A 26210-nucleotide genomic window follows, 5' to 3' on the forward strand; every position below is an offset into this window, starting at 1 on the left:
CATGCTGGCCCGCGTCGAGTCAGCCGGGGCGGTTCGTCGTCGCGTGTGACACCATCTCGTCGGTGACGTGGATCCGTCGGTCTCTCTGCTCTCTCTCGACCCACAACAACCATGACCGGTGACAACACCCTCGAAACGCTCAGCCAGCAGTACAGAGAGACGGTTCCAAGCGACCTGCGCGACGCAAAGACGTTCGCGTGGTACTTAGGGGCCGTTCACGACGATCCGAAGATCACGAGAAACGCCCACCAGCGCGTCGCCGATATGTTCGATTATTACGGCACGCACTACGACGAGGGGTCCGGAACCGTCGAGTACCTCCTCGCTTCCGAGGACCCGCTCGGCGACGGCGAGAACACCTTCTATGGTGAAGTCGTCCACCGAGCGATCCACGAGTTCGTCAACAAGGTCAAAAGCGGGGCCCGCGGGCTGGGTCCCGACCGCCGGATCAAGCTGCTTTTGGGTCCTGTCGGCTCCGGGAAGTCCGCGTTCGACGCCCAACTCCGGAAATATTTCGAGGACTACACCGCTCGCGAGGAAGGCCGGATGTACACGTTCCGGTGGACGAACCTCTGTGACGTGATCCCGGATCAGGACCCCGCCGACGACGTCGTCCAGTCGCCGATGAACCAGGACCCCCTGATCCTCCTGCCCCTCGAACAGCGCCAGCAGGTCATCGACGAACTCAACGAGCGCCTCGAGGCGCCCTACACCATCCGCAACGAGCAGAGCCTGGACCCGGCGTCGAGTTTCTACATGGATCGCCTGCTCGCCTACTACGACGACGACCTTCAAACTGTGCTCGAAAACCACATCGAGGTCGTTCGACTGATCGCCGACGAGAACAAGCGCCAGGCGATCGAGACCTTCGAGCCCAAGGACAAGAAAAATCAGGACGAGACCGAACTCACCGGCGACGTCAACTACTCGAAGATCGCCGTCTATGGCGAGTCGGATCCGCGGGCGTTCGACTACTCGGGAGCCTTTTGTAACGCCAACAGAGGGATCTTCTCGGGCGAGGAACTGCTGAAACTCCAGCGGGAGTTCCTCTATGACTTCCTGCACGCGACCCAGGAACAGACGATCAAGCCCAAGAACAACCCCCGGATCGATATCGACCAAGTGATCGTCGGCCGCACGAACATGCCCGAGTACCGCGAGAAGAAGGGCGACGAATCGATGGAGGCGTTCAACGACCGGACCAAGCGCATCGACTTCCCGTACGTGCTGGAGTACGTCGCCGAATCGGAGATCTACGGGAAACTGCTCAACAACGCGGACGTCCCCGACATCCACGTCGAGCCCCACACCCTGGAGATGGCGGGGCTGTTCGGGGTTCTGACGCGGATCGAGGAGCCCGATACCGAGGCTGTCGACATCGTCCAGAAGGCGAAAGCCTACAACGGCGAGTCGAGCGACGGCGACGACATCGACGTGAAGAAGCTCCGCGAGGAGGGCGAATCCAACGCCGAGATCGCAGAAGCGATGGTCGGCGTCTCGCCCCGGTTCATCGGCGACGAGATCGCCGAAGCGATCATGGACTCGATGCACCGAGGACGGTCGTATCTCTCGCCGCTCGCCGTGTTCACCCACTTCGAAGAGAACCTCGAAAATCACGGCTCGATTCCCGAGGAGAACTTCGAGCGCTACCACCGGTATCTCGAACTCGTCCGCGAGGAGTACAAGGAGCGGGCCATCGAGGACGTGCGCCACGCGCTGGCCTACGACATCGACGAGATCCAGCGTCAGGGAGAGAAGTACATGGACCACGTGATGGCGTACATCGACGACGACACCGTGCCCGACGACCTCACCGGGCGCGAACAGGACCCCGACGAGACGTTTCTCAGGGCTGTCGAAGAGAAGTTGGAGATCCCCGAGGACAGGAAGGACGACTTCCGACAGGAGGTCTCGAACTGGGTCTCCAGAAGAGCGCGCGAGGGCGAGGCGTTCAGCCCGCAGGACAACGACCGCCTGCGCCGCGCGCTCGAACGCAAACTCTGGGAGGACAAGAAACACAACATCAACTTCTCGGCGCTGGTGAGCGCGAACGAACTCGACGACGACGAGCGCAACGCGTGGGTCGACGCCCTGATCGAACAGGGCTACTCCCAAGAGGGCGCGATAGAGCTGCTGGAGTTCGCCGGCGCGGAGGTCGCAAAGAGCGAACTCGAGACATGAGCGGGAACGAATACGTCCGGGAGGCCGACCGCGAGCTCGATGCGGCCTACGAGGAGCCTATGAGCCTCGCCGAGTACGTCGACCGGCTGTTCGCCCAGCCCTCGATCGGCGCTCACGCCTCGAAGTACCTCCTCGGTGCGATCGAGGCCGCCGGTACGCGAACCGTGATCGAGGAGGGCGAAGAGCGCGATCGCTACCGGTTCTTCGACGACCCGCACAACGACGGCGAGCACGCGATCCTCGGCAACACCGAGGTATTGAACGAGTTCGTCGACGACCTGCGCTCGATCGCCGCGGGCCGCGGCAAGGAGGAGAAGATCATCTGGTTCGACGGGCCGACCGCCACGGGCAAGTCCGAACTCAAACGGTGTCTGGTCAACGGGCTGCGCGAGTACTCGAAGACGCCCGAAGGACGACGCTACACAGTCGAGTGGAACATCGCGAGCGCCGAGGACGCCCCCGGGCTGACCTATGGGGACATTCCGACGGTCGACGAGGACAGCTGGTATCAGAGTCCCGTCCAGTCGAACCCGCTGTCGGTGTTTCCCGAACCCGTCCGCGAGGCGATCCTCGAGGACCTCGACGCCGAATACGGCGATCACACGCCGATCCGTGCGGAGACGAACCTCGACCCCTTCTGTCGGGAGGCCTACGAGTACCTCGAAAAGCGCTACCGTCGGGAGGGCGTCGCCGACCTGTTCTCGGCGGTGACCGATCCCCGCCATCTGCGGGTGACGAACTACGTCGTGGACGTTGGTCGAGGGATCGGCGTGCTCCACTCGGAGGACGCCGGCCGACCAAAAGAACGCCTCGTGGGAAGCTGGATGACCGGCATGCTCCAGAAGCTCGACTCTCGAGGGCGAAAGAACCCGCAAGCGTTCAGCTACGACGGGGTCCTCTCACAGGGAAACGGCCTCCTGACGATCGTCGAGGACGCCGCCCAGCACGCCGACCTGCTTCAGAAGCTGCTCAACGTGCCCGACGAACGCCACGTCAAGCTCGATAAGGCGATCGGGATGGATGTCGACACTCAACTGCTGATCATCTCGAACCCCGACCTCGACGCGCAGTTGAACCAGCACGCCGACCGCAATGGTGCGGACCCGCTCCGGGCGCTCAAACGCCGGCTCGACCGACACGAGTTCCGATACCTAACGAACCTCCGACTGGAGTGTGAGCTGATCCACCGCGAACTCGCCGGCGAAACGGCGATCTGGGAGGGAACCGATGGCGAAGAGCTGCGAGAACGCGTTCGGGCCCCGCTTTCAATCCGCGTTGGGGAGCGCGGCGGTCGGGTACGCGAACGCGAACTCGCGCCCCACACAGTCGAGGCGGCGGCGCTCTACAGCGTCGTCTCCCGGTTGGACCGCGAGGACCTCCCCGAGGGGCTCTCGCTGGTCGAGAAGGCGCTCCTGTTCGATCGGGGCTATCTCCGCGAGGGCGATCAGCGTGTCGAAACCGACGACTTCGAGTTCGATCCGAACGCGAGCGACGGTTCGCACGGGATCCCGGTCACCTTCACCCGCGACGTGATCGCGGAGTTGCTCAACACCGCTCGCGACCGGAGCCATCCCGAACTGGCCGTCGAAAACGTCCTCATGCCCCGTGACGTGCTCAACGCGATGGCCGAACGGCTCCACGACGCACCGATGTTCTCGCGGGCCGAGCGTCGGGAGTTCGAGGATCGTCTCGTCTCGGTCAAGAATCACGTCTTCGATCAGCAGGAGACCGACGTGATCGACGCGATCATGCACGAAAAACGCGTCGAGGCCGAAACCGTCGAGGAGTACGTCGAGCACGTCTACGCGTGGGCGACCGACGGCACGGTCGAAACCGAGCAGGGCGAGACCGAACCAAGCCCGTTGAAGATGAAGGTCTTCGAGATCGAGCATCTCGGCCGGTTCAGCGAACAGGAGTACGACGGAACGACGCCGATGCCGACGGTCAGGACGTTCCGACGCGAGCGGATCATCACGGCGCTGAACCGCCACGCGTGGCAGAACCGAAGCGAGGACTTCGCGATCGACGAGGTGAACCTGCTCGATATCCCCGTGATCAGGGACGTCCTCGAGACGCACGGCTGGAGCGACGCCGCCCGCGTCTACGAGGACCTCGATCCCGACCAGTGGGATGATCCACCGGCGAACACCGAGACGGCGGTGGTCAAAGCGCGGACGATCGACACCCTCGTCTCGGAGTTCGGCTACTCGGCGGCGTCGGCCGAACTGACGAGCCGGCACGTCATGGGACAGGTGAGCTACCGATGGGACTGAGGGACGACCTCGAACGCTACCGCGAGGTGGGCGAACAGCGCCGGCAGGACCTCGCGGAGTTCATCCAGTACGGGGATCTCGGACGAAGTGAGGAGATCCACATCCCGATCAAGATCGTTTCCCTGCCCGAGTTCGCCTACGACCGCCTCGATCGAGGTGGCGTCGGGCAGGGACAGGGCGGGACGCCCGAACCCGGCGATCCGGTCGGCAAACCCCAGCCCCAACCCGGCGACGGCGACGAAGGCGAGGCCGGCGAGGAGGGTGGCGAACACGAGTACTACGAGATGGACCCCGAGGAGTTCGCCCAGGAACTCGACGAGAAGCTCGGCCTCGATCTCAAACCGAAGGGAAAGAGGGTCGAGACCGAAGAGGAAGGCGAGCTGACCGACCGCACGCGGACGGGACCGGACAGTACGCTTGACGTCGAACGCCTGTTCAAACAGGGGCTCAAGCGAAAGCTCTCGATGGAGTTCGACGAGGAGTACGTCCGCGAACTCCTCCGTGTCGAGGGGATCTCGCCCGAGGAGGCGTTCAGCTACGCCCGCGAGAGCAACGTTCCGGTCTCGAAGGCGTGGATCGACGACGCGTTCGCCGCGATTCCCGACGACGAGCGCGGGCGGTGGGCAAGCATCGAAGCGATGGAAGAGAACGTCGATCGCGAACCGCTCACCCAACGGATCCGTCGGGAAGGGATCGGCCATATCCCCTTCCGAAAGGAGGACGAACGCTACCGGTACCCCGAAGTCGTCACGAAACCCCAACACAACGTCGTCGTGGTCAACATCCGCGACGTCTCGGGATCGATGCGCGAGGACAAACGCGAACTCGTCGAGCGCACCTTCACCCCGCTCGATTGGTACCTGACCGGGAAGTACGACACCGCCGAGTTCGTCTACATCGCCCACGACGCCACCGCCTGGGAGGTCGAACGCGAGGAGTTCTTCGGCATTCGATCGGGCGGCGGCACCAAGATATCCTCGGCGTACGAACTCGCCGCCGAGATCCTAGAAGAGCGCTACCCGTGGCGCGAGTGGAACCGCTACGTCTTCGCCGCGGGCGATTCGGAGAACTCCTCGAACGACACCGAAGAGCGCGTGCTCCCGCTGATAGAGGGGATCGACGCGAACCTGCACGCCTACGTCGAAACCCAGCCCTCGGGCAGCGCGATCAACGCGACTCACGCCGAGGAGGTCGAGCGGCGACTCGGTGATCGGGAGAACGTCGCGGTCGCGTACGTCTCGGGACCCGACGACGTCACACGCGCGATCTACGAGATACTCAGCACGGAGGACGACTCATGACCACGAACTACCACGCCCAGCGCGTCGCGAACGAACTCGAAGAGCCAGTACGGGAGGCCAACGAACTGGCGAGAAAGCTGGGTCTCGAACCGTATCCGGTGAACTACTGGATCGTCGACAACGACGAGATGAACCAGCTGATCGCCTACGACGGTTTTCAGGAACGGTACCCACACTGGCGCTGGGGGATGAAGTTCGACCGCCAGCGAAAACAGAACCAGTACGTCGGCGGGAAGGCCTTCGAACTCGTCAACAACGACGACCCCTCGAACGCCTTCCTCCAGGAATCGAACTCGCTGGCGGATCAGAAGGCCGTGATTACCCACGTCGAGGCACACGCCGACTTCTTCGCGAACAACCGCTGGTTCGGCCTCTTCACGGGTGACGCGCCCGGATCCAGCCCGAAAGCGGCGGCGATGCTCGCACGCCACGCGAAGACGGTCGAGTCGGCGATCGCAGACACCGACGTCGAACGAAGCGAGGTCGAACGCTGGATCGACAACGTGCTCTGTATCGATGACGTCATCGATCAACACAGCGTGTTCGCCCGCCAGCGGACGATCGAGAGCGAACACGACCACGAGGACATCGAGACAGCGCTCGAGGGACTCGGTCTCTCGGAGGCGGTCAGACGGGAGGTGTTCGACGAGGAGTGGCTCGAACGCCAGCGCGAGGACGGCTCTACGCAGTCGTTCCCCGAAACGCCCGATCCCGATCTGCTCGCGTTCCTCCGTGAACACGGAAAGCAGTACGACGACGAGGCAGAACGTGCCCGCGAGATGGAACCGTGGCAGCGGGAGGTGCTCGATGCACTCCGGACGGAGTCGTACTACTTCGCTCCCCAACGCATCACGAAGGTGATGAACGAGGGCTGGGCGGCCTACTGGGAGTCGATGATGATGGGTGAGGAGGGATTTGCCGACGCATCGGAGTTCATCGACTACGCCGATCACCAAGCCCGAGTGCTCGGCTCGCCCGGCCTGAATCCTTACAAACTCGGCAAGGAGCTCTGGGAGTACATCGAGAACACCGAGAACAGGCGCGAAGTGATCGACAAACTCCTCCGAGTCGACGGCGTGACGTGGCGCAACTTCCACGACGCCGTCGATCTCGACCGGGTTCGAGAGCTCCTCGAACCTCGAGATGCTCTGATCCGGATCAGTAGCGACCGACTCGACGAGTTGGGGGCTCTCGGGAGCGCGGTCGATCACGAGGCGCTTTCGTCTGCACGAACCGGCGAGATCGACGTGGATCGGTATCCTTGGAAGGTTCTCACCTACGAGGGACTCGCAGAGCGCCACTACTCGCTCGTAAAGCCACAAAACCGAGGTCTCCTCCCGCAGATCACCCAGACGGATCTCGAGCGGATCGGACGGTACGTCCTCGACGACGCCGTCTACCGGAGCGTCGAAGAGGCGATCGCGGACGTGGATCGAACGGCGGGGTGGAGGCGGATGGCCGAAATCAGGGCGAATCACAACGACGTAACGTTCATCGACGAGTTCCTCACACAGGAGTTCGTCGACCGCCACGACTACTTCACCTACGAATACGCCCACGCCACGGGCGATTACCGGGCGACCAGCACCGACGCCACAGACGTCAAGAAGAAACTGCTGTTGCAGTTTACGAACTTCGGCAAACCGACCATTGAGGTCCATGACGGTAACTTCGCGAATCGAAACGAGTTGTTGCTCGGTCATCGCTACAACGGCGTCGCCCTCGATATCGAACAGGCGAAACAGACGCTCTCTCGGGTGTTCGAACTCTGGGGCCGGCCGGTGAACCTCATGACCATCCACAAGGAGGTCTCCGAGAAAGATCTCGAGGTTGCTCGCCGACGCAGCCGCGAACCCGAACCCACCGAACGGGGAATTCGGATCAGATACGACGGGATGGAGTTCGAGACGAGCGAGTTGGACGACGACCAAACCGCTGCAATCGAGGCGGACGACATCGATTACGATACCAAGCCCGATGAGTGGCTCGCCTGAGCGCTGGACAGATCGTAGACTCCTCATCGATTACCTAAATCGCACCCTAATCCTTTCGGAACGTCACTATACGCGATAATCAGTGCTTAGAGAACATATCGGTTATATTAATGTTTGATTCCTCACCAGTGGAAAAATACGTAACAATAATAACATCTCCGGGTGTGGATCGAGTGGGGATGATGGGAGATCGGTCGTCCGAGAGACGATGTGAGGTAGTATGAGCGAGGAGCCGTCGGTACTGGAAGAAGGTGACATACACGATATCCTCAGAAACGATCGACGGCGGGCGGTCATCGAATTTCTCTTGGAACACAACGAACGCGCGACGATCAGGGAGCTTTCAGAACATATCGCCGCCCTCGAGAGCGGTGAAGACCCGCCACCGCGAAACATCCGCCAAAGCGTCTACGTCTCGCTTCATCAGACACATCTACCGAAGCTCGAAGGATTGGGTGTCGTCTCTTACGATACTGATAGTAAGGACGTCGAACTCCGCGAACGGGCGGGCCACGTCGAAGCGTACATGGATCAAACCCACGAGACGAGCGACCGGTTTCCACTGGTCTACGTCGCGATAGGGATCCTCGGTGCCCTGTTGACGATAGGATCGTTCGTCGCTGGTTCTGTTGCCGAACTCTGGATATGGGTACTTCCGTTGTTCGTGATCATCGCTGCTCTTGGTGGGTACCAGCTGTGGGGGAGATAGTCGTTCGATGGCGACCGATACACCTCCCGATAGTACGACATCAGAGGTTATCCCCTCACTAAACACGTTCCGGAAGTACTCGTGATACCGTTCACACCGAATTCCCGAACCGCGAACTCGCGGTCTAGATCGTCTCTATTGGCTTCGACGTACTAGGTAAACGGACGGTCGGTAGGAACCGGATGTAGATACTACCTATAAGAGAACCTATTATTTGTCACTGGAGAGCGTTTCACGTTCGGATTTTTGGAGACGTCCCCGCCGATATTATCTATCACGTTATTAATATGTCGCTAAAACGGATTAGAGACACGTTTGAGTCGATTAGGAGGACAAAAAGTCGCTGAACTATATTCTGTTTTTATTATGCTTTATGTCATACATTTGTGTAGGCATCATGAGTATCCAAACGCCGCCCGCCGAAGACGCCACCGCTGAGACGGTTGACGACCACCTCTCGCTTTCGAAGGACGATCTGTTCCACCTCCTCCAGAACGGTCGCCGCCGTGCAGTACTCCGGTACTTCGCCGTTCATCCCGAACAGGAGGAGTTCAACATGCGTACGGTCGCGGAAGCGATCGCCGCCTGGGAGAACGAGACCAGCGTCGAACAGCTCACCTCCAATCAACGCCAGCGCGTGTACATCGCGCTGTACCAGTCACACCTCCCCAAACTGGACGACTACGGCGTCATCGAGTATAATCAATCGCGTGGACTGATCGTTCCGACCCCGCTGACCGCCCTCTTCGAACCGTATCTCGAAGCGGAGTTCGACGCTGCTCCGCTCGATCAGCGCATCACGGTTTCCGACGACCGTTCGTCGTTCGGCCTCTCCACCGTCCGATCCCTTCTCAATCGCTGAGTGAGCCGCGGTTTCGTCCGGCGCAGTTGGTGGGTTCAACCGCTGTCACGGTCGAGTCGACCTCGGTTCGTTCCTCCAATCGTCGGCACTTTTCGTATGCCGTTCTTCCTTCCCTCCGTCTCGGTACTATTGGCTATATCGAACGATTTTCAGTTATCCGTGGCAGAGAATTACTGGAACGGAGTGCTCGGTCGGGGATTTGAACCCCGGTCATCGGCTCGAAAGGCCAATATGATTGGCCGGACTACACCAACCGAGCGCATTCTACCGTTCCCGGCAGATTCGTTTAAACGTTCCGTTCCGCGTCGGCTTATTTACCCTCGAACTCCGGATCCCGATCGCTCTGGAACGCCGAGAGCCCCTCCCAGAGGTCGTCCGTCGTGAAGAGGTGGCCGAACGCGCTCGCTTCGAACTCTAGACCGGCGTCGACGTCGCCGCGGCCGGCGAGCATCGCGCGTTTCGTGAGCTTCTGAGCGATCGGCGGGCCACCCGCGAGATCACGCGCGAGTTCCCGAGCACGCTCTTCGAACTCCTCGGTCGAAACGACCTCGTTGACGAAGCCGTAGTCGTACATCGTCTCGGGCTCGTAATCGTTGTCCGCCGTGAAGATGATCTCCTTTGCGCGACCCTCGCCGACGATCCGCGGGAGGCGCTGGGTTCCACCCCAACCGGGGAGGAGACCGAGGTTGTGTTCGGGCTGTCCGAACTGGGAGCGCTCGCTTGCGAGGCGCATGTCCGCACAAGCCGCGAGCTCCATCCCGCCGCCGAGACAGTAGCCGTCGATCGCGGCGAGGACGGGTTTCGGGACCGCTTCGAGGCGGCCGAACACTTCTTGGCCCCGACGGGACAGTTCGGCGGCTTCGAGGCCGCTACCGGCCGCTGCCGTCGACGCGTCGAACCCGGCCGAGAACGCCCGATCGCCGGCGCCGGTCAGGAGGATCGCACGAACCGCCTCGTCCTCGGTCAGTTTGTCGAGGGCGTCGTCTATCTCCTCGATCATGTCGGTCGTAATCGTGTTCATCCGGTGGGGCCGGTCGATGGCGAGATGGCCGACCCGGTCGTCGATCTCGACCGCGATGGTGTCGTACTCGTAGCCCTCCGAGTCATCCGCGTCGCCGTCAGCGTCGTAGAAGCCGCCTGCCTCGACGCGCTCTCTGAGGTACTCGTCGGGCCGGTACCGCTCGTGGCCCGTCTCCTCGTACGCCGCCTCGAGGGTTTCGAGAAGCGATCCGAGTCCGTAGTCGTCGACGAGTTTGACGGGGCCGTCGGGCCATCCGCCGCCAAGCATGACCGCCTCGTCGATCGATTCGGGTGGGGCGATGTCGCCGCCGATCAGTTTTGCGACCTCGTTGGCCATCGAGGCGAGCAGGCGTGCCTCGACGAACTCCGAGCCCTCGTCGGCCGGGATTTCGGCACCGGGACCGTCTTCGTAGTCGTAAAAGCCCTTGCCGGTCTTCTTCCCGAGTTCCTCGTTTTCGACCTTCTCGGCGAGCAGCGGCGCGGGCTCGTAGGCCTCGCCGAGCACCTCGTTCATGTACTGAAGGACGTGGTAGCTCACGTCGTTGCCGACCTGGTCGCCGAGTTCGAACGCGCCCATCGGGTGGCCGATGTCGAACTTCGTCGTCGAGTCGACCTCGGTGATCGTCGCCTCGTCCTCGCTGACGAGCCACGCGGCCTCGTTCATCAGCGGAACGAGCACGCGGTTGACGATGAAGCCGGGGGCGTCCTTGTGGACGCGCACGGGGGTCTTCCCGAAGTCCTTGGCGAGCGCTTCTGTCAGTTCGAGGGGCTCCTCGCTCGTGTGTTCGCCGGTGATAACCTCCACTAACTGCATCCGGACCGGCGGGTTGAAAAAGTGCATCCCGCAAAAGCGCTCGGGTCGTTCGGTGACCTCCGAGAGTTCGGTGATCGAAAGCGAGGAGGTGTTGGTCGTGAAGATCGCCTCGTCGGGAGCGTACCCCTCGACTTCCTCGTAGACGTCCTTTTTGATCTCCATCTGCTCGGGGACCGCCTCGATGAGGAAGTCGGTTCCCGAGACGGCTTCTTCGACGTCGACGACGGGTGTGACTCGAGCGAGGGCCGCGTCGGCCTCTTCTTGTGTGATCCGGTCGTTCTCCGCGAGCTTCCCGAGGCTCCACTCGATCCCCTCGTAGCCGTTCTGCACGAACTCCTCTTTGATATCCCGCATATACACGTCGTAGCCCGCGAGCGCAGCGACCTCCGCGATCCCGTGGCCCATGTTTCCGGCACCGAGAACCGTTATGGTGTTGACGTCGTCTATCTCCATACCGACAGTGTGACTGGAAGCCGTTTCAACGTTTCCCTCTCCGTAGTTAACAACCCGTAGCTAGTTTATTCGTCGAAAATTCGTGATCCGTCGGGACCATCGACGGTCCCCCGTTCGGCCCATACGGGGCTTCTGCTGGTGGGACGAGCGGAGATGCGAGAGATTATTTCGAGATAGAGCCGCAAAGGGGACGATCGGGGCCGCTATGGCCCGCTGCTCGCCCCGCTTACGTCGGTGTCGGCGGCGGAGTCGCCACCTGTATCGACGTCCTCGGTGTGCTCGAGGACGACCTCGTCGCGGTCACGGTATCGATCCGGTCGGTTTCGATCCGCCAGTCCCCGTCGTAGCGGCCGGCCCGGCCGAGGGTCGCCGAAATACGGTCGGTGATCCCGGGATCAGGCTCGATATACAGGGTTTCGCCCTCGATTTCGTCGACGAGGCCGACGGTGTTACCCTCGTAGTCGACGACGGTCTTCCCCTCGGCGTCGGTCAGGGTCGACCCCGTCGTGTCGGCTCGCGCTCCTTGGCTGGTTCCAGCGCCCCGCTCGGACCTGCCGAACTCCTCGTCCGTGGCATCGCTGGTCGCGTCCGCGTCCGCGTCCGCGGCGGATCGGTTCTCCGGGCCGTCGCGTCGGTTCGAATTCTCCGCCATGATCGATCACTGGTGACCCGTCCACTTAATACTGTGACAGGTAGTTGCAACCACGACTCGTGGGAACCCGAGGAGCCGAACGCCACACTCAGGGTTCTCGACGCTGTATTCCGACCATGGATGACGATGCGATGGCCGTCCTCCGACGCGACCCGGTGATGGCGCGGCTGATCGAGAAACACGACCCCTACACCGAGCCCGAGTGGAACGAGGAGTTCGAGCGTCTCGTCGTTTCGGTGATCAACCAGTCGATCTCGACGGCCGCCGCAAACGCCGTCAGAGAGCGAGTCTACGCACTGTTCGACGGACCGATCACGCCCGACGCGATCCTCACGGCGGACGACGAAGCGCTCGCCGACGCGGGACTCGGCGAGCAAAAGGCGGAGTACGTCAACAACGCCGCCGAGGCGTTTCTCGACCGCGATCTGACCCGCGAGGGACTCGCGGATCACACCGACGAGGAGGTCATCGAGGAACTGACACGGATCCGCGGGATCGGCGAGTGGACCGCCCGGATGTACCTGCTTTTCGTCCTCGACCGCGAGGACGTCCTCCCGCTGGGGGATCTCGCGGTCAGACGCGGCATCGAACAGCTGTACAACGACGGCGAAACGCTCACCCGAACGGAGATGCGCGAGATCGCAGACGCCTGGCGGCCGTACCGATCGGCGGGGACGAAGTACGTCTGGGCGTCCTACGAGAGCGACTGAGCCGCCTTAGAGCTCTTCTTCTTCCTCTTCTTCTTTATCGGGGTCGTAGTCTTCGGCCTCCGCGCGCCGGCGGACGTCGACCTGGTAGTTCTCGAGGATGTCCCGACCCAACAGCAGCGCATAGTCCATGTGGCTGCGGTCTTCGATGCTCGCGGTGACGGTGTGCTGGTTGCCGCTGACGCCGACAACGAGGTCGACGACCGGCCGCGAGCGGCTGGATTTCGAGCTTCCCGAGCGAACGCGCGTGATGGACTTGATCGGGCCGGCGCCGATCTCGGCGGCCAGTCCGGTGTCGATGCTCGTGCGGGCGGCCCCGGTGTCCGATTTGGCGATGACTGTCTGGCTCCCGCTGGTCCCGCTGACCAGCACCTCCTCGGTGTAACCGATACTGACGGCTTCGTTGCGTACTTGCTCGGCCTCGGGTGGCATCGAGGCGGGCCGCGAGTCGTCGAGCGTCGCCGAGAGGTCCGCGACGCGTTCTTCGTCGACCTCGCCCCCGCCGAGTTCGATCGCGAGCTGTGCGATGTAGGGCGCGGGACTGACGTTCGACGCCTTGTACAGCCCTCGGAAGCCCGCCGTGGGGTTGACCTCGAGGACGAACCAGCCGTCCTCGCCCTCGATGAGGTCGACGCCGGCGTAGTCCAGCCCCACTACGTCGGCCGCTTCGGTCGCCATCTCGATGACCTCGTCGGGAAGCCGGTCACTGGCGTCCTCGACGTCCCCGCCGAGGGCGACGTTCGTTCGCCAGTCGTTCTCGGGGGCGTAGCGGTTCATCGCGCCGATGATCCGGTCGCCGACGACGTAGACGCGCAGGTCGCGGTGGTGTTCGCCGTCGCGCTCGATGAGCTTCTGGAGGAACGCCTGTCGGTTTCCGACCCGCGGGTTGACCGTCTCGTCGGGGCCGATCTTCCACGTCCCGCCGCCGTGGGTGCCGATCGCGGTCTTGTAGACGACCTCCTCGCCGAACTCGCCTCTTCCCTCGTTGAGCCGGCGGTTGTCCAGTGCGAGCAGCGCGTCCGGCACCGGGACCCCGGCGTCGGCGAGTTTCACGCCGGTCGCGAACTTGTGGAGGGCCGTGAGCGTCGCCTGTGGTTTGTTGAGCATCGGGCGAAGCGACTCGTAGGTCGTCGCGAGTCCGAGTTCCTCGCTCGGATGGCCGGTGTTCGAAAGCAGGAGTCGGTTGGCGATCACGTCGACGTCGGGTTCGAGATGCACCCCCTCGGAATCGATCTCGATCGCGGTGTTCTCTTGTCGGATCCACTCCCCGTGGTGGCCGAGGTCCTCGACGGCGTTGAGGATGGCTTTCGTCTCCTTGCTGCTGTGCAGGCTCAGCACCCCGACACGGACGCTCCCGGATTCCATACCAGCGACAACTCGTGGCGGGTGCAAAAACGTTGCCGATGCGGCCGCGTGGGAGGCTTATTATACGCTCGGACCACAGGGACACCCATGACACCCGCGCCCTCGCCGTTTACCTACAACGGGGGGACCGTCGCCCCCGGTGAGACGGCGAACATCCGGTACACCGTCAGCGAGACCTACCTCGGTGACCCGATCAGGATCCCCGTGACGATCGTCAACGGCGAACACGACGGGCCGACCGCGTGTCTCACTGCTGCGACCCACGGAGACGAACTGAACGGGATCGAGGTCGTTCGCGCGGTCGCCTACGAGTGGGACCACAGCGACCTCCACGGGACGATCGTCTGTCTGCCCGTGTTGAACGTCCCCGGATTCCTCGCCCAGCAGCGATACCTCCCGATTCTGGACCGGGACCTCAATCGATCCTTCCCCGGCTACGAGTCCGGAACGAGCGCCCGGCGGATGGCCCATCGGATCTACAGCAACTTCATCGAACCGGGCGACTTCGTGCTCGACTTCCACACCTCGACGCGCGGGCGGAACAACATGCTCCACGTCCGGGCGAACATGGAGGACCCCTCCGTCGAGCGCCTCGCGAACGCCTTCGCCTCGAACGTCATCATCGCCGGAGAAGGCCCCGAAGGAACCCTCCGCCGGGAGGCCAGTGACGACGGGATCCCCACTGTGACGATCGAGATGGGTGGGGCCCACCAGTTCCAGCGCGACCTGATCGATGAGGCACTGTCGGGCACCGAGAGCGTCTTCGCCGAGTACGGACTCCGGCCCAAACAGCAGGTCCGGTGGCCGGGGTGGCGAACCGTGATCCAAGACGATCTCGAAAAGACGTGGATCCGGGCGGACTCGGGTGGGATCGTCGACATGCATCATCGACGGGGAGCACTCGTCTACGAGGACGAGGCGATCTGTACGATTACCAACCCGTTCATGACCGAAACGGACGTCGTCGAGGCCCCGTTTACCGGGCTGCTCGTCGGCGTTCTCGAGAACCCCGTGGTCTATCCGGGCAACCCGCTGTGCCACCTCGTCGAACTCGACGAAGCCATCGAACACATCGTCTCGTCCCAACACCCGGTCAAGAGTACGTAGCCTCCGAGGCCCGACGCGACCGCTATCGAGTCGGCCGATCGTGTGAGGTAGTAACCTCTTTAGTCCATGAGTCCAAGGCCCAAGCAGGAATGAGTCAGTCGTACAATCGCGGTCTCATCGAGGATTTCGGCCGGTGGCGGGAGTTCACCGCCGGCATGTGGGCGTGGATCTTCCACAAGTTCACCGGCTGGGTGCTCGTGGGGTACCTCTTTACGCACATCGCCGTCCTGAGTACGGCCACCATCGGAACCGGGGTTTACACCGAGACCCTCCAGAGCTTAGAGAGCCTGTTCATCGTTCGGGTCCTCGAGGTCGGACTACTCTCGGTCGCGGTCTTTCACATCCTGAACGGCGTCCGGCTCCTGATGGTCGACCTCGGGGTCGGCCTCGAAGCACAGGACAAGAGTTTCTACGCGGCATTGATTCTGACGGGCGTGATCGCCATCGCGAGCGTCCCGACGTTCGTCGAGGGGGTGTTCTAGATGGCCGAGCGCTACTCCTCGTTCAAACCCGGCGGTACCCTCTGGTTGCTCCAGCGCGTGACGGCGGCGTTTCTGGTCATCGTACTGGCCTTTCACTTCTTCCTGCTTCACTTCGTGAACCACGCCTCGGAGATCACCTTCGCGGGCAGCCAGTATCGAATGGGGACGCTGAGTTACTACTCGCTGATGGTGACGTTTCTCGTCACTGCGACGTTTCACGGCGTCAACGGCGTCTACAACGCGCTGGTCAATCAGGGACTCGACGGCACCCAGAAGACGGCCGTCAAGTGGGTACTGGTCGTCGCGAGCGCGCTGTTGATCGTTCAGGGGATTCGAACGGCAAACGCATTCGCGGGGATTTCGTTCTAACATGAGCACACACGCTACACAGGAACAGGAGGGCGCGGAGGTCGACGCGGGCGATTCGAAACCACACTCGCCCCATCAGGACCGCCGTCTCCAAGAGAAGGCGACACGAGAGGAACAGAGCCAGCGTGAGAGCGACGAGCGCACGAGAGAACGCGAGGAGACCGTCGAGATCAAGGTCTTTCGCTACGACCCGGAGGTCGCCGAGAAGCAAGAACCCCGTTTCGACACCTTCCACGTGCCCTTCGAGAAGGGGATGACCGTGCTGGACGCGGTGATGTACGCGCGCGATCACTACGACTCCTCGCTCACCTTCCGACACTCCTGTCGGCAGGCGATCTGTGGCTCGGACGCGTTTTTCATCAACGGCCGCCAGCGGCTGGGCTGTCAGACCCAGATCGCGGAACTGGACACCCCCGTTCGGATCGAGCCCCTTCCCCACCAGGAGGTCGTCAAGGACCTCGTCGTGGACATGGACTCGTTTTACGAGCAGATGGAAGCCGTCGAGCCGTACTTCCAGACAAACGACCTGCCCGAGGGCGACCTCGACGAACAGCGCCAGAGCCGGGAAAACAGGGAGAAGATCAAGATGGGGACCCGGTGTATCTGGTGTGCCTCGTGTATGTCCTCGTGTAATATCGCGGCGGGCGACGACCAGTATCTCGGTCCGGCGCCGATCAGCATGGCCTATCGCTTCGCGATGGACGAACGCGAGGGCGAGGACATACAGGACCACCGGCTTCGGATCATCGAACAGGAACACGGCGTCTGGCGGTGTCAGACCCAGTTCTCCTGTACGAACGTCTGCCCGAAGGACATCCCGCTGACCGAGCACATCCAGGAACTGAAACGCGAAGCGGTCAAGAAGAACCTCAAGTTCTGGTAACCCGAGTACCACAGCAACACAGACCACAGCCTCAATACGACACACTTCAAATCACCAATCATGCACGAACACGATGTACTCGTCGTCGGCGCGGGCGGTGCCGGCCTCCGGGCCGCGATCGCGGCCCACGAGGAGGGCGCGGACGTGGCGATCGTCACGAAACTCCACCCCGTTCGCAGCCACACCGGCGCGGCGGAGGGCGGCATCAACGCTGCGCTGCGCGACGGCGACTCGTGGCAGGACCACGCCTACGACACGATGAAGGGCTCGGATTATCTGGGGGACGCCCCCGCGATCGAGACCCTCTGTCAGGACAGCCCCGAGGAGACGATCCAGCTAGAACACTGGGGGATGCCCTTCTCGCGGGAGGACGACGGCAGGGTCTCCCAGCGACCCTTCGGCGGACTGTCCTTCCCCCGAACCACCTACGCCGGGGCCGAAACGGGCCACCACCTGCTTCACACCCTCTATCAGCAGGTCGTCAAACGCGGTATTCAGGTCTACGACGAGTGGTACGTCAGCCGGCTGGCTGTGACGGAAGACCCCGACCCGGAAAAGCGCGAGTGTCACGGGATCGTCGCCTTCGACGTCCAAACCGGCGAAGTCGCCGGGTTCCGGGCGCGAAAGGGCGTCGTCCTCGCGACCGGCGGCCCCGGGCAGGTCTTCGATCACACCACCAACGCCGTCTCCTGTACCGGCGACGGCCCCGCGATGGCCTATAGAGCAGGTGTCCCGATGGAGGACATGGAGTTCATCCAGTTCCACCCCACCACGTTGCCCTCGACGGGTGTACTGATCTCCGAGGGGGTCCGTGGCGAGGGGGGGATCCTCTACAACGACATCGGGGAGCGGTTCATGTTCGAGCACGGCTACGCCTCGAACGACGGCGAACTGGCCTCCCGCGACGTGGTCGCGCGCGCGGAACTCACCGAGGTCAACGAGGGCCGCGGCGTCGACGACGAGTATGTCCACCTCGATATGCGTCATCTGGGCGAGGAGCGCATCATCGACCGACTGGAGAACATCCTGCATCTCGCGGGCGATTTCGAGGGCGTCGACGGGCTGGTCGAGCCGATGCCGGTCAAACCCGGCCAGCACTACGCGATGGGCGGGATCGAAACCGACGAGAACGGCGAGACGCTCGTCTCGGGGCTCTATGCCGTCGGCGAGTGTGCCTGCGTCTCCGTTCACGGCTCGAACCGACTCGGGGGTAACGCGCTTCCCGAACTCATCGTCTTCGGTGCCCGTGCGGGCCGCCACGCCGCCGGCACCGACCTCGGCGAGGCGATCATCGAGACCGGCCGGACCGAGGACACCGAGATCGGCGAGGTCGACACCCCGGTCGCGCCCGGGGCGATCCACGCGGGCGACACCGACGAGGACGCGGTCGCCGACGGTGGTGACCCACGAGGCGAGGGCGCAGGCGTCATTCCCGAACCGAACGAGGTCGTCGAGCGGGCGCTCGAGGCCGAGAACCGACGGATCGACCACCTGATGGAGAAAGACGAGGGCGTCCAGCAGGCCGAACTCCGCGCGAAGCTCCAGAAGACGATGACGCAAAACGTCAACGTCTTCCGGACCGAGGCGGGGCTCAAGCAGGCGCTCCGGGACATCCGCGAGGTGCGAGAACAGTATCAGGACGTCTACGTGGACGATCCCTCGCGGACGTTCAACACCGACCTCCAACAGACCATCGAGATGCGCAACCTCATCGATACCGCCGAGGCGATCACGCTGGGCGCGCTCGCGCGCGACGAGTTCCGCGGTGCCCACTGGCGTCAGGAGTATCAGGAACGCCGCGACGAGAAGTGGCTCAAACACACGCTGCTGTCGTGGAACGACGGGACGCCCGAACTCTGGTACAAGCCCGTGATCCTCGAGGGCGAGGACAAGACCTACGAGCCGAAGGTTCGGAGTTACTGAGGTTCAGACGATCGTTTTCGCGAGTTCGGTGGCCCGTTTTCTCACTGCCTCGGCGTCGACAGTCGTCACATCGTCGTCGTAGAGGACTTCACCGTCGACCATCGTAAAGCGGACGTCGTCACCGTGGGCGGCGAACACGAGATGCGAAAGCAGGTCGTGGATCGGCGTCGCCCGTGTCAGCTCCGTCGAAAGGCCGACGATATCGGCGCGCCACCCCTCTCGGAGTTCGCCGACCAGGTCGAATCCCGCCGCACGAGCACCGTTGACCGTCGCCATCTCGAAGACCCGTTTTGCGGGGAGGGCGGTCGGATCGAGCGAGTCGACCTTTCCCAGGAGGCTCGCTTGGCGCATCTCGGTGTAGGGATCGAGGGTGTTGTTACACGGCGGGCCGTCGTTACCGAGTGCGACGTTGATCCCCCGCTCGACGTATTCTTCGATCGGGGCGACTCCGCTCGCGAGTTTCATGTTCGAGGAGGGACAGTGGACGACGTTGGTCCCGGTTTCGGCGAGGATCTCCCGTTCCCGCTCGCTCGTGTGGACGCAGTGAGCGAGTACGCAGTCATCACCGGTGAGGCCGACTTCGTCGAGCCACTCGACGTTCTCCATTCCCGTTTCCTCACGTACCGCCGTGCACTCCTCGCGGTTCTCGCTGGCGTGGACGTGGATCCGAACCCCGTACTCGTCGGCGAGGTCGCGGACCCCGCGGAGACAGGCCTCGGTACAGGAGACCGCGAACCGTGGTGTGAGGGCATAGTGAATCCGGCCGTCGTTCGCGCCGTCGTAGCGACGGAGGAGTCGTTCGCTCTCGTCGAGTGCGGCGTCGGTGTCCTCGCGCAGGCCCTCGGGAGCGTCCCTGTCCATCAACACCTTACCGAACAGCCCCCGAATCCCGACCGCACGGGCGGCCTCGAACGCCCGGTCCGCGTGGGAGACCGAGAGGTGGTCGATGCAGGTCGTGACGCCGCTTTCGATCAGTTCGAGATGGCCAAGCAGCGCTGCGACCTCCATCGCCTCGGCGTCCATGTTCGCCTCCATCGGGAGGACGTACTCGTAGAGCCACTCCAGGAGGGCGGTGTCGTCGGCGATCCCTCGACCGAGGCTCTGAACCGAGTGAACGTGTGCGCCGACGAGTCCCGGCATGAGCACGTCGAACGCTCGACGCTCGTGGTCGGGATACCGATCGACGAGGTCGACCGCGTGGCCGACGGCGGCGATCTCATCGCCATCGACGACGACCGCACCGTCTTCGACGATCGTCGAGGAGTCGACGACGACCGTACCGCTGAGGAGCATGGCGAACCCTCCGTGAGCGCGACCTATATACGAACCGGCTGCTGACCGCTGGTTTCATGTCCACAAACATCGTCCTTTGATTGGGAAGGGTGGCTCAGTGGTAGAGCGCCGACGCACGGTTTCGTGCAACAGGCTTCGCGTGGTTCGAATCCCGCCCCTTCCGTAGCGTGTCATGAGCGGACGCGAACGACTGCGAGGAAACGAAGGCATCCGGACAGGGAGCAAAGCCCGCGAACGCGGGCGAAACGACCATCGAACGAACTTCCCACCGGTCAAAGAAACTATCCGATAATTCATACATCAAAATAAATATATTTTTATAATATCCAATAATATCATGATATGGAGGTGAATACGTGTGTCATCGCTGTTGCTCATCACGCTGGTCGTGCCGTTGGCGGTTGCGCTGTTCGTGACCGAGTGGCTCTTCGCTCCTCGCTCGCAGTAACGCTGTACTGATTTCCCGCATCGGTTTTTCGAAGTAGATTCGAAGCGAGAGGGAGTTCAAGCGAGCGTAGTGGATGGGGACGAGAGACGCCCTCGTCCTGAACAGGAGACGGATCGTACAGCCAGCAGACCAAGCGGGGGTGGGCGGCGAGTGGCGACCTGAGTACCACACTCCTCCTCACCATGCTGGCGGTGTGCCAGCGACTACTGCTACGGCCGACCATCATATAGATATATAGACACTAATCGCCTGTTAGGAGACCCGTAGTCGAACCGAAAAACCGGACTCTAACGGCGATCGAAACCCGTTTTCGTCCACAACGAGCCGGAGAGTGGATTCGAACCACGGTCGGAGCGAGACACCCCGTTGATTCGAATCGCGTCAGCTTTCGCTCGCGCGTAACTGCGCTCGCAGAAAGCCAGAGGGGGGATTTGAACCCCCGAACTCCCGATTACAAGTCGGGTGCTTGAACCGCCCAAGCTCCTCTGGCGCATCTGTGTGCTGTCGCTACGGGGTGTTATCCGTTTCGACTCGTTTTTCGAGTTCGATCCGGTGGGAGTGATAGCCCTGCTCGGCGTAGAATCGTTGTGCGTCCTCGTTCTCGGCGAGCACTTCCAGTGCCACCACCGAAACTCCCTTTTCGAGCATGGCGGCTTCGGCTTCCTCCAGCAGCATCGTACCGATCCCCGTACCGCGCCGGTCCGGCACGACGAAGAGGTTGTGAACGACCCCGCGCGTCGTATCGACGGCGTAGAGCCGCCGTTCGACGGCGAACATCACGAACCCGATGATCCCGTCGTCCGAGCGGGCGACGAGGAGGTTGCCGTCGGCGATATGGCGACCGATCGACTCTCCGATCGGTTCACTGTTGGCCTCGCTTTTCAAATGTGAGCCGAACGCACGCTGTCCACGAGCGAGGTCCACCCAGAGGTCCGCGATCACGGCGGCCTCGTCGAGTTCCGGTTGTTCGATCCGCATCGACTCGACGGAGTCACGCGAGCACAAAGAACCGACCGATGCCGCTCAGACCTCCCGACAGTCCGAACAGACGGCCTGACCGTTGATCGATTCGAGGCCCGGCATGAGCGAGCCGCAGATCTCACAGACGCTCTGTGTGGTGTACTCGGCGTTCTCCATTTCGGTCTCGTCGGGGGCCGCGAATGTCTCGGGCTCCCGTTCCGGTGTGGACAGGAGCGATGCCGTGGCCGTTATCACGTCCTGTGGAGTGAGGACGCCGACGATCCCATCGCCGTTTCGCACGAGCAGTTGTCGTCCGTCCTCCGTCGAGAGGAGGTTCGCGGCGTCCGAGAGGGGGACGTCCGCCTCGACGCTCGGATCGGGGCCGGACATCACGGAGGCGATGCTTGCGTCGGTCGGGATCGTTCCGGTCGTCGCACGCAGGAGATCCCGTTCCGTGACGGTGCCGACGGCCTCAGTCCCTCGGAGAACGACGATACCCGTATCGCCGTCCTCGACCATCACGTCGATGACGTCCCTGATCGTGTCCGATTCGCTCACCCCCACGTAGGCCGTGGTCATCGCGTCTCTGACGGTGAGATCTTCAACCATATGAGGGTGTTTCACACAGGTGATCTAAAGTGTGTTCCCGGCAGAGTTATGATCGTGTGTGTGCTATTCTCATGGTCGTTCCGATCGGTCGAATCGGGGGGGTCGGGAGCGAACCGGGACGTTGAAATCTGCCGGCGTGTCACCACCGGTGATGAGCACCCCCTCGTTCGTCCTCGGCATCGCCGGGGGTACCGGTGCGGGCAAGACGACGGTCGCCCGGGAAGTGACCGACGCTCTCGACGGCAGTCCCGATCGACCCTCGAGTGACTCACGGACGGGTTCCGGCGGCGATATCGAGCGGTCCGATGACCGAACAACATTGGCCCCCGGATCGGTGACCCATATCCCGCTCGATAACTACTACGAGGACCGTTCCGACCTCCTGTTCGGCCAGCGGAAGACGATCAACTACGACCACCCCTCGGCGTTCGACTGGGAGCTCCTCCGAGCTGACCTCGATCGGTTGCTTTCGGGCCAGCCCATCGAGATGCCACAGTACGACTTCGAGGTCCACAGCCGTACCGACGAGCGCGTGCGCGTCGAGCCGACCGACGTGATCGTCCTCGAGGGGATCCTCGCGCTCTACGACGAGACGATCACGGAGCGGCTCGATCTCCGACTCTACGTCGAGACCGACGCCGACGTGCGGATCCTCAGGCGGATCCGCCGGGACGTCCTCGAACGAGGCCGGGGTCTCGAAGGGGTGATCGAGCAGTACCTCTCGACGGTCAAGCCGATGCACGAGCAGTTCGTCGAACCGACGAAAAAAAGGGCGGATCTCGTCATCCCCGAGGGGGCCAACACGGTCGCGATCGACCTCCTCGAGGACGCGATCGCGGCGGCCCGCGACCGACAGATGAGCGGGTCGTCGACGGTCGAGTCCGAACCGCCGCTGATCGAGTACGACGACTAGGCCGGCTTCCGTTCGGGCTTTACACCGACGGGATGGTAGTCCCAGAACCCTCCCTCGCGCATCGCACGCCCGATCGCGCGGTGAAACTCGACGATGTCGGCGACCTCTTCGGTGTCGACACCCTCCAAGATCTCCCGCGCGGGAACGACCTTCGCGGAGTTGATTCGAATCGGGTCCTCGCCGTGCTCGGCGAGAAAGTCCTCGAATCGAAGCGGGAAGTCCCCCTCCTCGTCGACCTTCTTCGCGAAGATCGCCATGCCGTACTTGCGCATCCCTTCGCTTCCCTCCTCGCCGTCGGGGTCGTGGGGCCAGTCCATACCCGGGATGAGCGCGAAGGGCGAAAAAAGGTTACTGTGTGTCGTCCTCGAACGACAGGGAAAAGGCATGTCGGTACGAACTCCCCTCAATGAGTTCTCGAACGACGGATGCGAGCGCGCTCGACTACGCCACGACGCTCGTGACCGTCCTCCTGATCGGTGTTGCGGGCTTCGCCATCGGAACGCTCCTTACCTTCGTCGCCGCCGGGCTCCTCGGTGCGATCGGGATCGACGTCTTCGCCAGCCCGGTCCTCCAGATCGTCGTCGGCGTCGTCACGCTTCAAGGGCTCGGTTTCGGCTCTGTCGCGCTGTTTTACCTCTCGACCCGCGAGGAGGGACTCGGCCTGCTAATGCTCTCGATGCCCGACCTCCAGGACGTGATCTGGATCGCGGTCGGACTGATCTCGCTGTTCGTCGCGCTGATCGGAATGAACGTCGTCCAGACTACCTTCGGGATCGAATCCGCACAGCACAGCCTCCAGGAACTCGGCACGCAGAACCCCGAGTTGCTCCTCGTACTGGTTCCGCTATCGATCCTTCTCGTGGGCCCCGGCGAGGAGTTGCTCTTTCGGGGCGTCATTCAGCAACTGCTCCGGCTTCGCTTCGGCGTCGTCATCGGCATCGGTATCGCCAGCGTGATCTTCTCCTTTGCCCACGTCGCCTCCCTCACCGGCGAGGGGCTGGTTCCAACGCTCGTGACCTACGTGGTTTTGAGCCTCATCCTCGGTGTGAGTTACGAGTACAGCGGCAACCTGGTCGTCCCCGCCACGATCCACGGTCTATTCAACGCGATCCAGTTCCTGATCCTCTACTGGGCGACGACCACCGGTAGCGTTCCCGCGGTCCTGTTGCTGTAACGTGCGGCGTCCTCGCGACGCTCGCCGTTCGTGGCTCGCGGAAAAGCGGTGGGGATGGGATTTGAACCCATGAGTCCTCTCGGACACCTGCTCTCAAGGCAGGCGCATTGGGCCGCTCTGCCACCCCACCTCGGTTCGGATTTCCCGGCCGGGCTTCTAAGTCCTATCGGTCCGATACGAGTTCGCCGCTCTCGACGCGAATTCCACCGCCCTCAATCCACTCGGTCGTGTTCGGCGGGACGATCCGTCCCGCGACGCGGCGCGCCCGGATCAGCGAGACGACCGTCGTGAGGTCCGATCCGGTCTCGACGACCGGGAGCATCGGGAGGAAATCCGTTTCGAGGCCGGCGTCACCGGCACGCCACGCGAGAGTCTCGACCGCGGGCGAGTCGTAGGCCCCCTCGAAATCGATCGGATCGGTAAAGCCGGCAAAGGCGATCCGTCCTAGTGTGGCGGGACCGAGCACGACGGGGCTGTTCCTGAGTTTCATCGCCGCGCTGTCGATATGGGTTCGGAAACAGAGCGGTGCGGTCGGCGAGAGGGCGGCCGCCGAGGCGACCTCCTCGGTTTCGAGCAGATAGGTGAGGGTGTTGCCGACGCGTGCCGCATGGGTCGACCCGACCTGTTCCTCCATGCGGGGTGATTCATCGAGGGCGCCGTCGAGGAGTGACCGAATCTCGGCCTCGGGATCGCCGCTGTACTCGTTCGGAAGGAGTTCTTCGGTCCGGTAGTTGACCAGCAACTCGCCGCCGCTTTGCTCGACGGCGAGACACGTGTCCGCGAGCATCGCGCCGTAGAGATCCGCGGCCTCCTCGGGCGATATCGGCGTCGTTTCGACGAGGTTCGGTAGGACGAGTCCCGGTCGTGGTGGGTCCGCGAACACGGCGACGGTAGTCATACTCGCCAGTCGGCCAGCGACCGCCTTCAATCCGCGGGTACCGACTCAGGTCGTCGTACAGAAGTTCTGGGTGGCGTCGATCCGGCCGTCGGCCATGTAGACGCCGATCCCCTCAGTGTCCCAGCCCTCACGGAGGATGTTCTCGCGGTGGCCCTCGGAATCCATCCATCCCTGAACGATCCGTTCGGCGATCTCCTCGGCGGAGCCACCGGATCCGAAGCCGGTCTGGATGTACGCGAGGTTCTCGCCGACGGCACGACACTCGCTGGGGTAGAGGTTCCCGAAGCGGTCGGCGGGCGACTCGCCCTCGGGGTTGGTGTGGCTGAAGTACTCGCGCTCGTTCATGTCCTGGCTGTGGGTGCGGGCGATCGCGGCGATCTCGTCGTCGTGTTCCAACTGGGAGAGGCCGTGTTCGGCGCGGATCTCGTTGACCTGTGTGTGGATCTCGGCTTCGACCTCGTCGGAGGTCACGTCGCCCGCGGAGGTCGTGCCTGGATCACCCTCGGGCGGCGAGGCGTTCGGGTCCACCTCGGGCGGTTCGCCGCCCTGACTCTCTGCGGGCACCTCCCAGACGAACGGCGAGTCGATGAACCATTGTGGCGGTTCGACAACGTCCTCGATGACGGGCGAGTCGACCCCGCTCGTATCGACCAGCCCCATCAGCGAGGCGGACCAGATCAAGCCGAGCAGGAGTCCGACGAACAGCACGAGGCTCAACAGCGAAAACACCGCACCGATCAGCCGCCGGATCATCGTGACCTCTGGCGATTCGATTCTCCCCATCCCGAAACGCGGGTGACCATCGGGAATAGGTACGGGC

Annotated in this window: 23 protein-coding genes and 4 tRNA genes; 15 read left to right on the forward strand and 12 right to left on the reverse strand. The window is 62.9% G+C overall.

Annotation, left to right across the window (positions count from 1 at the left end; all coding sequences use genetic code 11):
* Positions 1-111 precede the first annotated feature (111 nt).
* The 6 genes from HAPAU_RS08660 (at position 112) to HAPAU_RS08685 (ending at position 9320) form a co-directional block, all read left to right on the forward strand.
* Positions 112-2181 (forward strand): PrkA family serine protein kinase, encoded by a 2070-nt coding sequence (locus tag HAPAU_RS08660; RefSeq protein WP_066381620.1) that lies wholly within the window; start codon positions 112-114, stop codon positions 2179-2181.
* Positions 2178-4454 carry a PrkA family serine protein kinase gene (locus HAPAU_RS08665; protein ID WP_066381621.1) on the forward strand — a complete coding sequence of 759 codons (2277 nt, stop codon included), beginning with the start codon at positions 2178-2180 and terminating at the stop codon, positions 4452-4454. The genes HAPAU_RS08660 and HAPAU_RS08665 overlap by 4 nt, the downstream gene beginning before the upstream one ends.
* Positions 4445-5755 (forward strand): YeaH/YhbH family protein, encoded by a 1311-nt coding sequence (locus HAPAU_RS08670; protein ID WP_066381622.1) that lies wholly within the window; start codon positions 4445-4447, stop codon positions 5753-5755. The genes HAPAU_RS08665 and HAPAU_RS08670 overlap by 10 nt, the downstream gene beginning before the upstream one ends.
* Complete coding sequence (locus tag HAPAU_RS08675; protein WP_066381625.1) at positions 5752-7749, forward strand: SpoVR family protein; 1998 nt, start codon at positions 5752-5754, stop codon at positions 7747-7749. The genes HAPAU_RS08670 and HAPAU_RS08675 overlap by 4 nt, the downstream gene beginning before the upstream one ends.
* A gap of 220 nt (positions 7750-7969) precedes the next feature.
* Positions 7970-8458, forward strand: coding sequence for a DUF7344 domain-containing protein (locus HAPAU_RS08680; RefSeq protein ID WP_066381629.1), 489 nt, complete (start codon positions 7970-7972; stop codon positions 8456-8458).
* Between the two features lie 397 nt (positions 8459-8855).
* Positions 8856-9320 carry a DUF7344 domain-containing protein gene (locus HAPAU_RS08685; RefSeq protein ID WP_066381631.1) on the forward strand — a complete coding sequence of 155 codons (465 nt, stop codon included), beginning with the start codon at positions 8856-8858 and terminating at the stop codon, positions 9318-9320.
* 184 nt (positions 9321-9504) lie between these two features.
* Here HAPAU_RS08685 and HAPAU_RS08690 read toward each other — a convergent pair.
* The 3 genes from HAPAU_RS08690 to HAPAU_RS08700 form a co-directional block, all read right to left on the reverse strand.
* A tRNA-Glu gene (locus tag HAPAU_RS08690) sits at positions 9505-9579 on the reverse strand.
* A 51-nt stretch (positions 9580-9630) separates the two neighbouring features.
* Entirely contained in the window at positions 9631-11607 is a 1977-nt protein-coding gene (locus HAPAU_RS08695; RefSeq protein WP_066381634.1) for a 3-hydroxyacyl-CoA dehydrogenase/enoyl-CoA hydratase family protein, read from the reverse strand.
* Between the two features lie 226 nt (positions 11608-11833).
* The gene (locus HAPAU_RS08700; RefSeq protein WP_066381636.1) at positions 11834-12259 is read right to left on the reverse strand and encodes a hypothetical protein; all 426 of its coding nucleotides are present in this window, start codon (positions 12257-12259) and stop codon (positions 11834-11836) included.
* Between the two features lie 116 nt (positions 12260-12375).
* On the opposite strand from HAPAU_RS08700, the gene HAPAU_RS08705 reads away from it, so the two are divergent.
* Complete coding sequence (locus tag HAPAU_RS08705) at positions 12376-12969, forward strand: DNA-3-methyladenine glycosylase family protein (RefSeq protein ID WP_066381638.1); 594 nt, start codon at positions 12376-12378, stop codon at positions 12967-12969.
* A gap of 6 nt (positions 12970-12975) precedes the next feature.
* On the opposite strand, the gene HAPAU_RS08710 is transcribed toward HAPAU_RS08705, so the two are convergent.
* The gene (locus HAPAU_RS08710) at positions 12976-14331 is read right to left on the reverse strand and encodes a RimK family alpha-L-glutamate ligase (protein ID WP_066381640.1); all 1356 of its coding nucleotides are present in this window, start codon (positions 14329-14331) and stop codon (positions 12976-12978) included.
* Positions 14332-14418: 87 nt separating this feature from the next.
* On the opposite strand from HAPAU_RS08710, the gene HAPAU_RS08715 reads away from it, so the two are divergent.
* The 5 genes from HAPAU_RS08715 (at position 14419) to HAPAU_RS08735 (ending at position 19095) form a co-directional block, all read left to right on the forward strand.
* A complete protein-coding gene (locus HAPAU_RS08715; protein WP_066381643.1) occupies positions 14419-15438 on the forward strand; it encodes a succinylglutamate desuccinylase/aspartoacylase family protein in 1020 nt (339 codons plus the stop codon).
* 89 nt (positions 15439-15527) lie between these two features.
* Positions 15528-15920: a succinate dehydrogenase, cytochrome b556 subunit gene (gene sdhC / locus HAPAU_RS08720; RefSeq protein ID WP_066381646.1), complete on the forward strand. Its 393-nt coding sequence runs from the start codon at positions 15528-15530 to the stop codon at positions 15918-15920.
* Positions 15921-16289, forward strand: a complete 369-nt coding sequence (locus HAPAU_RS08725) for a succinate dehydrogenase hydrophobic membrane anchor subunit (RefSeq protein WP_066381648.1) — start codon at positions 15921-15923, stop codon at positions 16287-16289.
* A gap of 1 nt (position 16290) precedes the next feature.
* A complete protein-coding gene (locus tag HAPAU_RS08730; RefSeq protein ID WP_066381649.1) occupies positions 16291-17172 on the forward strand; it encodes a succinate dehydrogenase/fumarate reductase iron-sulfur subunit in 882 nt (293 codons plus the stop codon).
* Between the two features lie 60 nt (positions 17173-17232).
* A complete protein-coding gene (locus HAPAU_RS08735) occupies positions 17233-19095 on the forward strand; it encodes an FAD-binding protein (protein WP_066381651.1) in 1863 nt (620 codons plus the stop codon).
* A gap of 3 nt (positions 19096-19098) precedes the next feature.
* Here the strand turns inward: HAPAU_RS08735 and HAPAU_RS08740 are convergent, their stop codons facing one another.
* The gene (locus HAPAU_RS08740) at positions 19099-20388 is read right to left on the reverse strand and encodes a 5'-deoxyadenosine deaminase (RefSeq protein ID WP_066381653.1); all 1290 of its coding nucleotides are present in this window, start codon (positions 20386-20388) and stop codon (positions 19099-19101) included.
* 83 nt (positions 20389-20471) lie between these two features.
* On the opposite strand from HAPAU_RS08740, the gene HAPAU_RS08745 reads away from it, so the two are divergent.
* Positions 20472-20551 (forward strand) — tRNA-OTHER (locus HAPAU_RS08745).
* Positions 20552-21252: 701 nt separating this feature from the next.
* Here HAPAU_RS08745 and HAPAU_RS08750 read toward each other — a convergent pair.
* The 3 genes from HAPAU_RS08750 to HAPAU_RS08760 form a co-directional block, all read right to left on the reverse strand.
* Positions 21253-21326 (reverse strand) — tRNA-Thr (locus tag HAPAU_RS08750).
* 17 nt (positions 21327-21343) lie between these two features.
* A complete protein-coding gene (locus HAPAU_RS08755; protein ID WP_066381654.1) occupies positions 21344-21814 on the reverse strand; it encodes a GNAT family N-acetyltransferase in 471 nt (156 codons plus the stop codon).
* A 45-nt stretch (positions 21815-21859) separates the two neighbouring features.
* Positions 21860-22405: a CBS domain-containing protein gene (locus HAPAU_RS08760; RefSeq protein ID WP_066381655.1), complete on the reverse strand. Its 546-nt coding sequence runs from the start codon at positions 22403-22405 to the stop codon at positions 21860-21862.
* A 151-nt stretch (positions 22406-22556) separates the two neighbouring features.
* Between HAPAU_RS08760 and udk the strand changes: the two genes are divergently transcribed.
* Positions 22557-23318, forward strand: coding sequence for a uridine kinase (udk, locus tag HAPAU_RS08765; protein WP_066381658.1), 762 nt, complete (start codon positions 22557-22559; stop codon positions 23316-23318).
* Here udk and HAPAU_RS08770 read toward each other — a convergent pair.
* Entirely contained in the window at positions 23315-23635 is a 321-nt protein-coding gene (locus tag HAPAU_RS08770; RefSeq protein WP_066381659.1) for a DUF5785 family protein, read from the reverse strand. The genes udk and HAPAU_RS08770 overlap by 4 nt on opposite strands.
* An 89-nt stretch (positions 23636-23724) precedes the next feature.
* Between HAPAU_RS08770 and HAPAU_RS08775 the strand changes: the two genes are divergently transcribed.
* Positions 23725-24492 (forward strand): CPBP family intramembrane glutamic endopeptidase, encoded by a 768-nt coding sequence (locus HAPAU_RS08775; RefSeq protein ID WP_066381662.1) that lies wholly within the window; start codon positions 23725-23727, stop codon positions 24490-24492.
* Between the two features lie 46 nt (positions 24493-24538).
* Here the strand turns inward: HAPAU_RS08775 and HAPAU_RS08780 are convergent.
* From HAPAU_RS08780 to HAPAU_RS08790, 3 genes are all read right to left on the reverse strand, one after another.
* A tRNA-Ser gene (locus HAPAU_RS08780) sits at positions 24539-24622 on the reverse strand.
* A 33-nt stretch (positions 24623-24655) separates the two neighbouring features.
* Positions 24656-25390 (reverse strand): hypothetical protein, encoded by a 735-nt coding sequence (locus HAPAU_RS08785; RefSeq protein WP_066381665.1) that lies wholly within the window; start codon positions 25388-25390, stop codon positions 24656-24658.
* A gap of 45 nt (positions 25391-25435) precedes the next feature.
* Complete coding sequence (locus HAPAU_RS08790; protein ID WP_066381666.1) at positions 25436-26173, reverse strand: CAP domain-containing protein; 738 nt, start codon at positions 26171-26173, stop codon at positions 25436-25438.
* Positions 26174-26210: the final 37 nt, after the last annotated feature.

Origin of the sequence: Halalkalicoccus paucihalophilus (genome assembly GCF_001593955.1) — an archaeon.
Taxonomy (GTDB): domain Archaea; phylum Halobacteriota; class Halobacteria; order Halobacteriales; family Halalkalicoccaceae; genus Halalkalicoccus; species Halalkalicoccus paucihalophilus.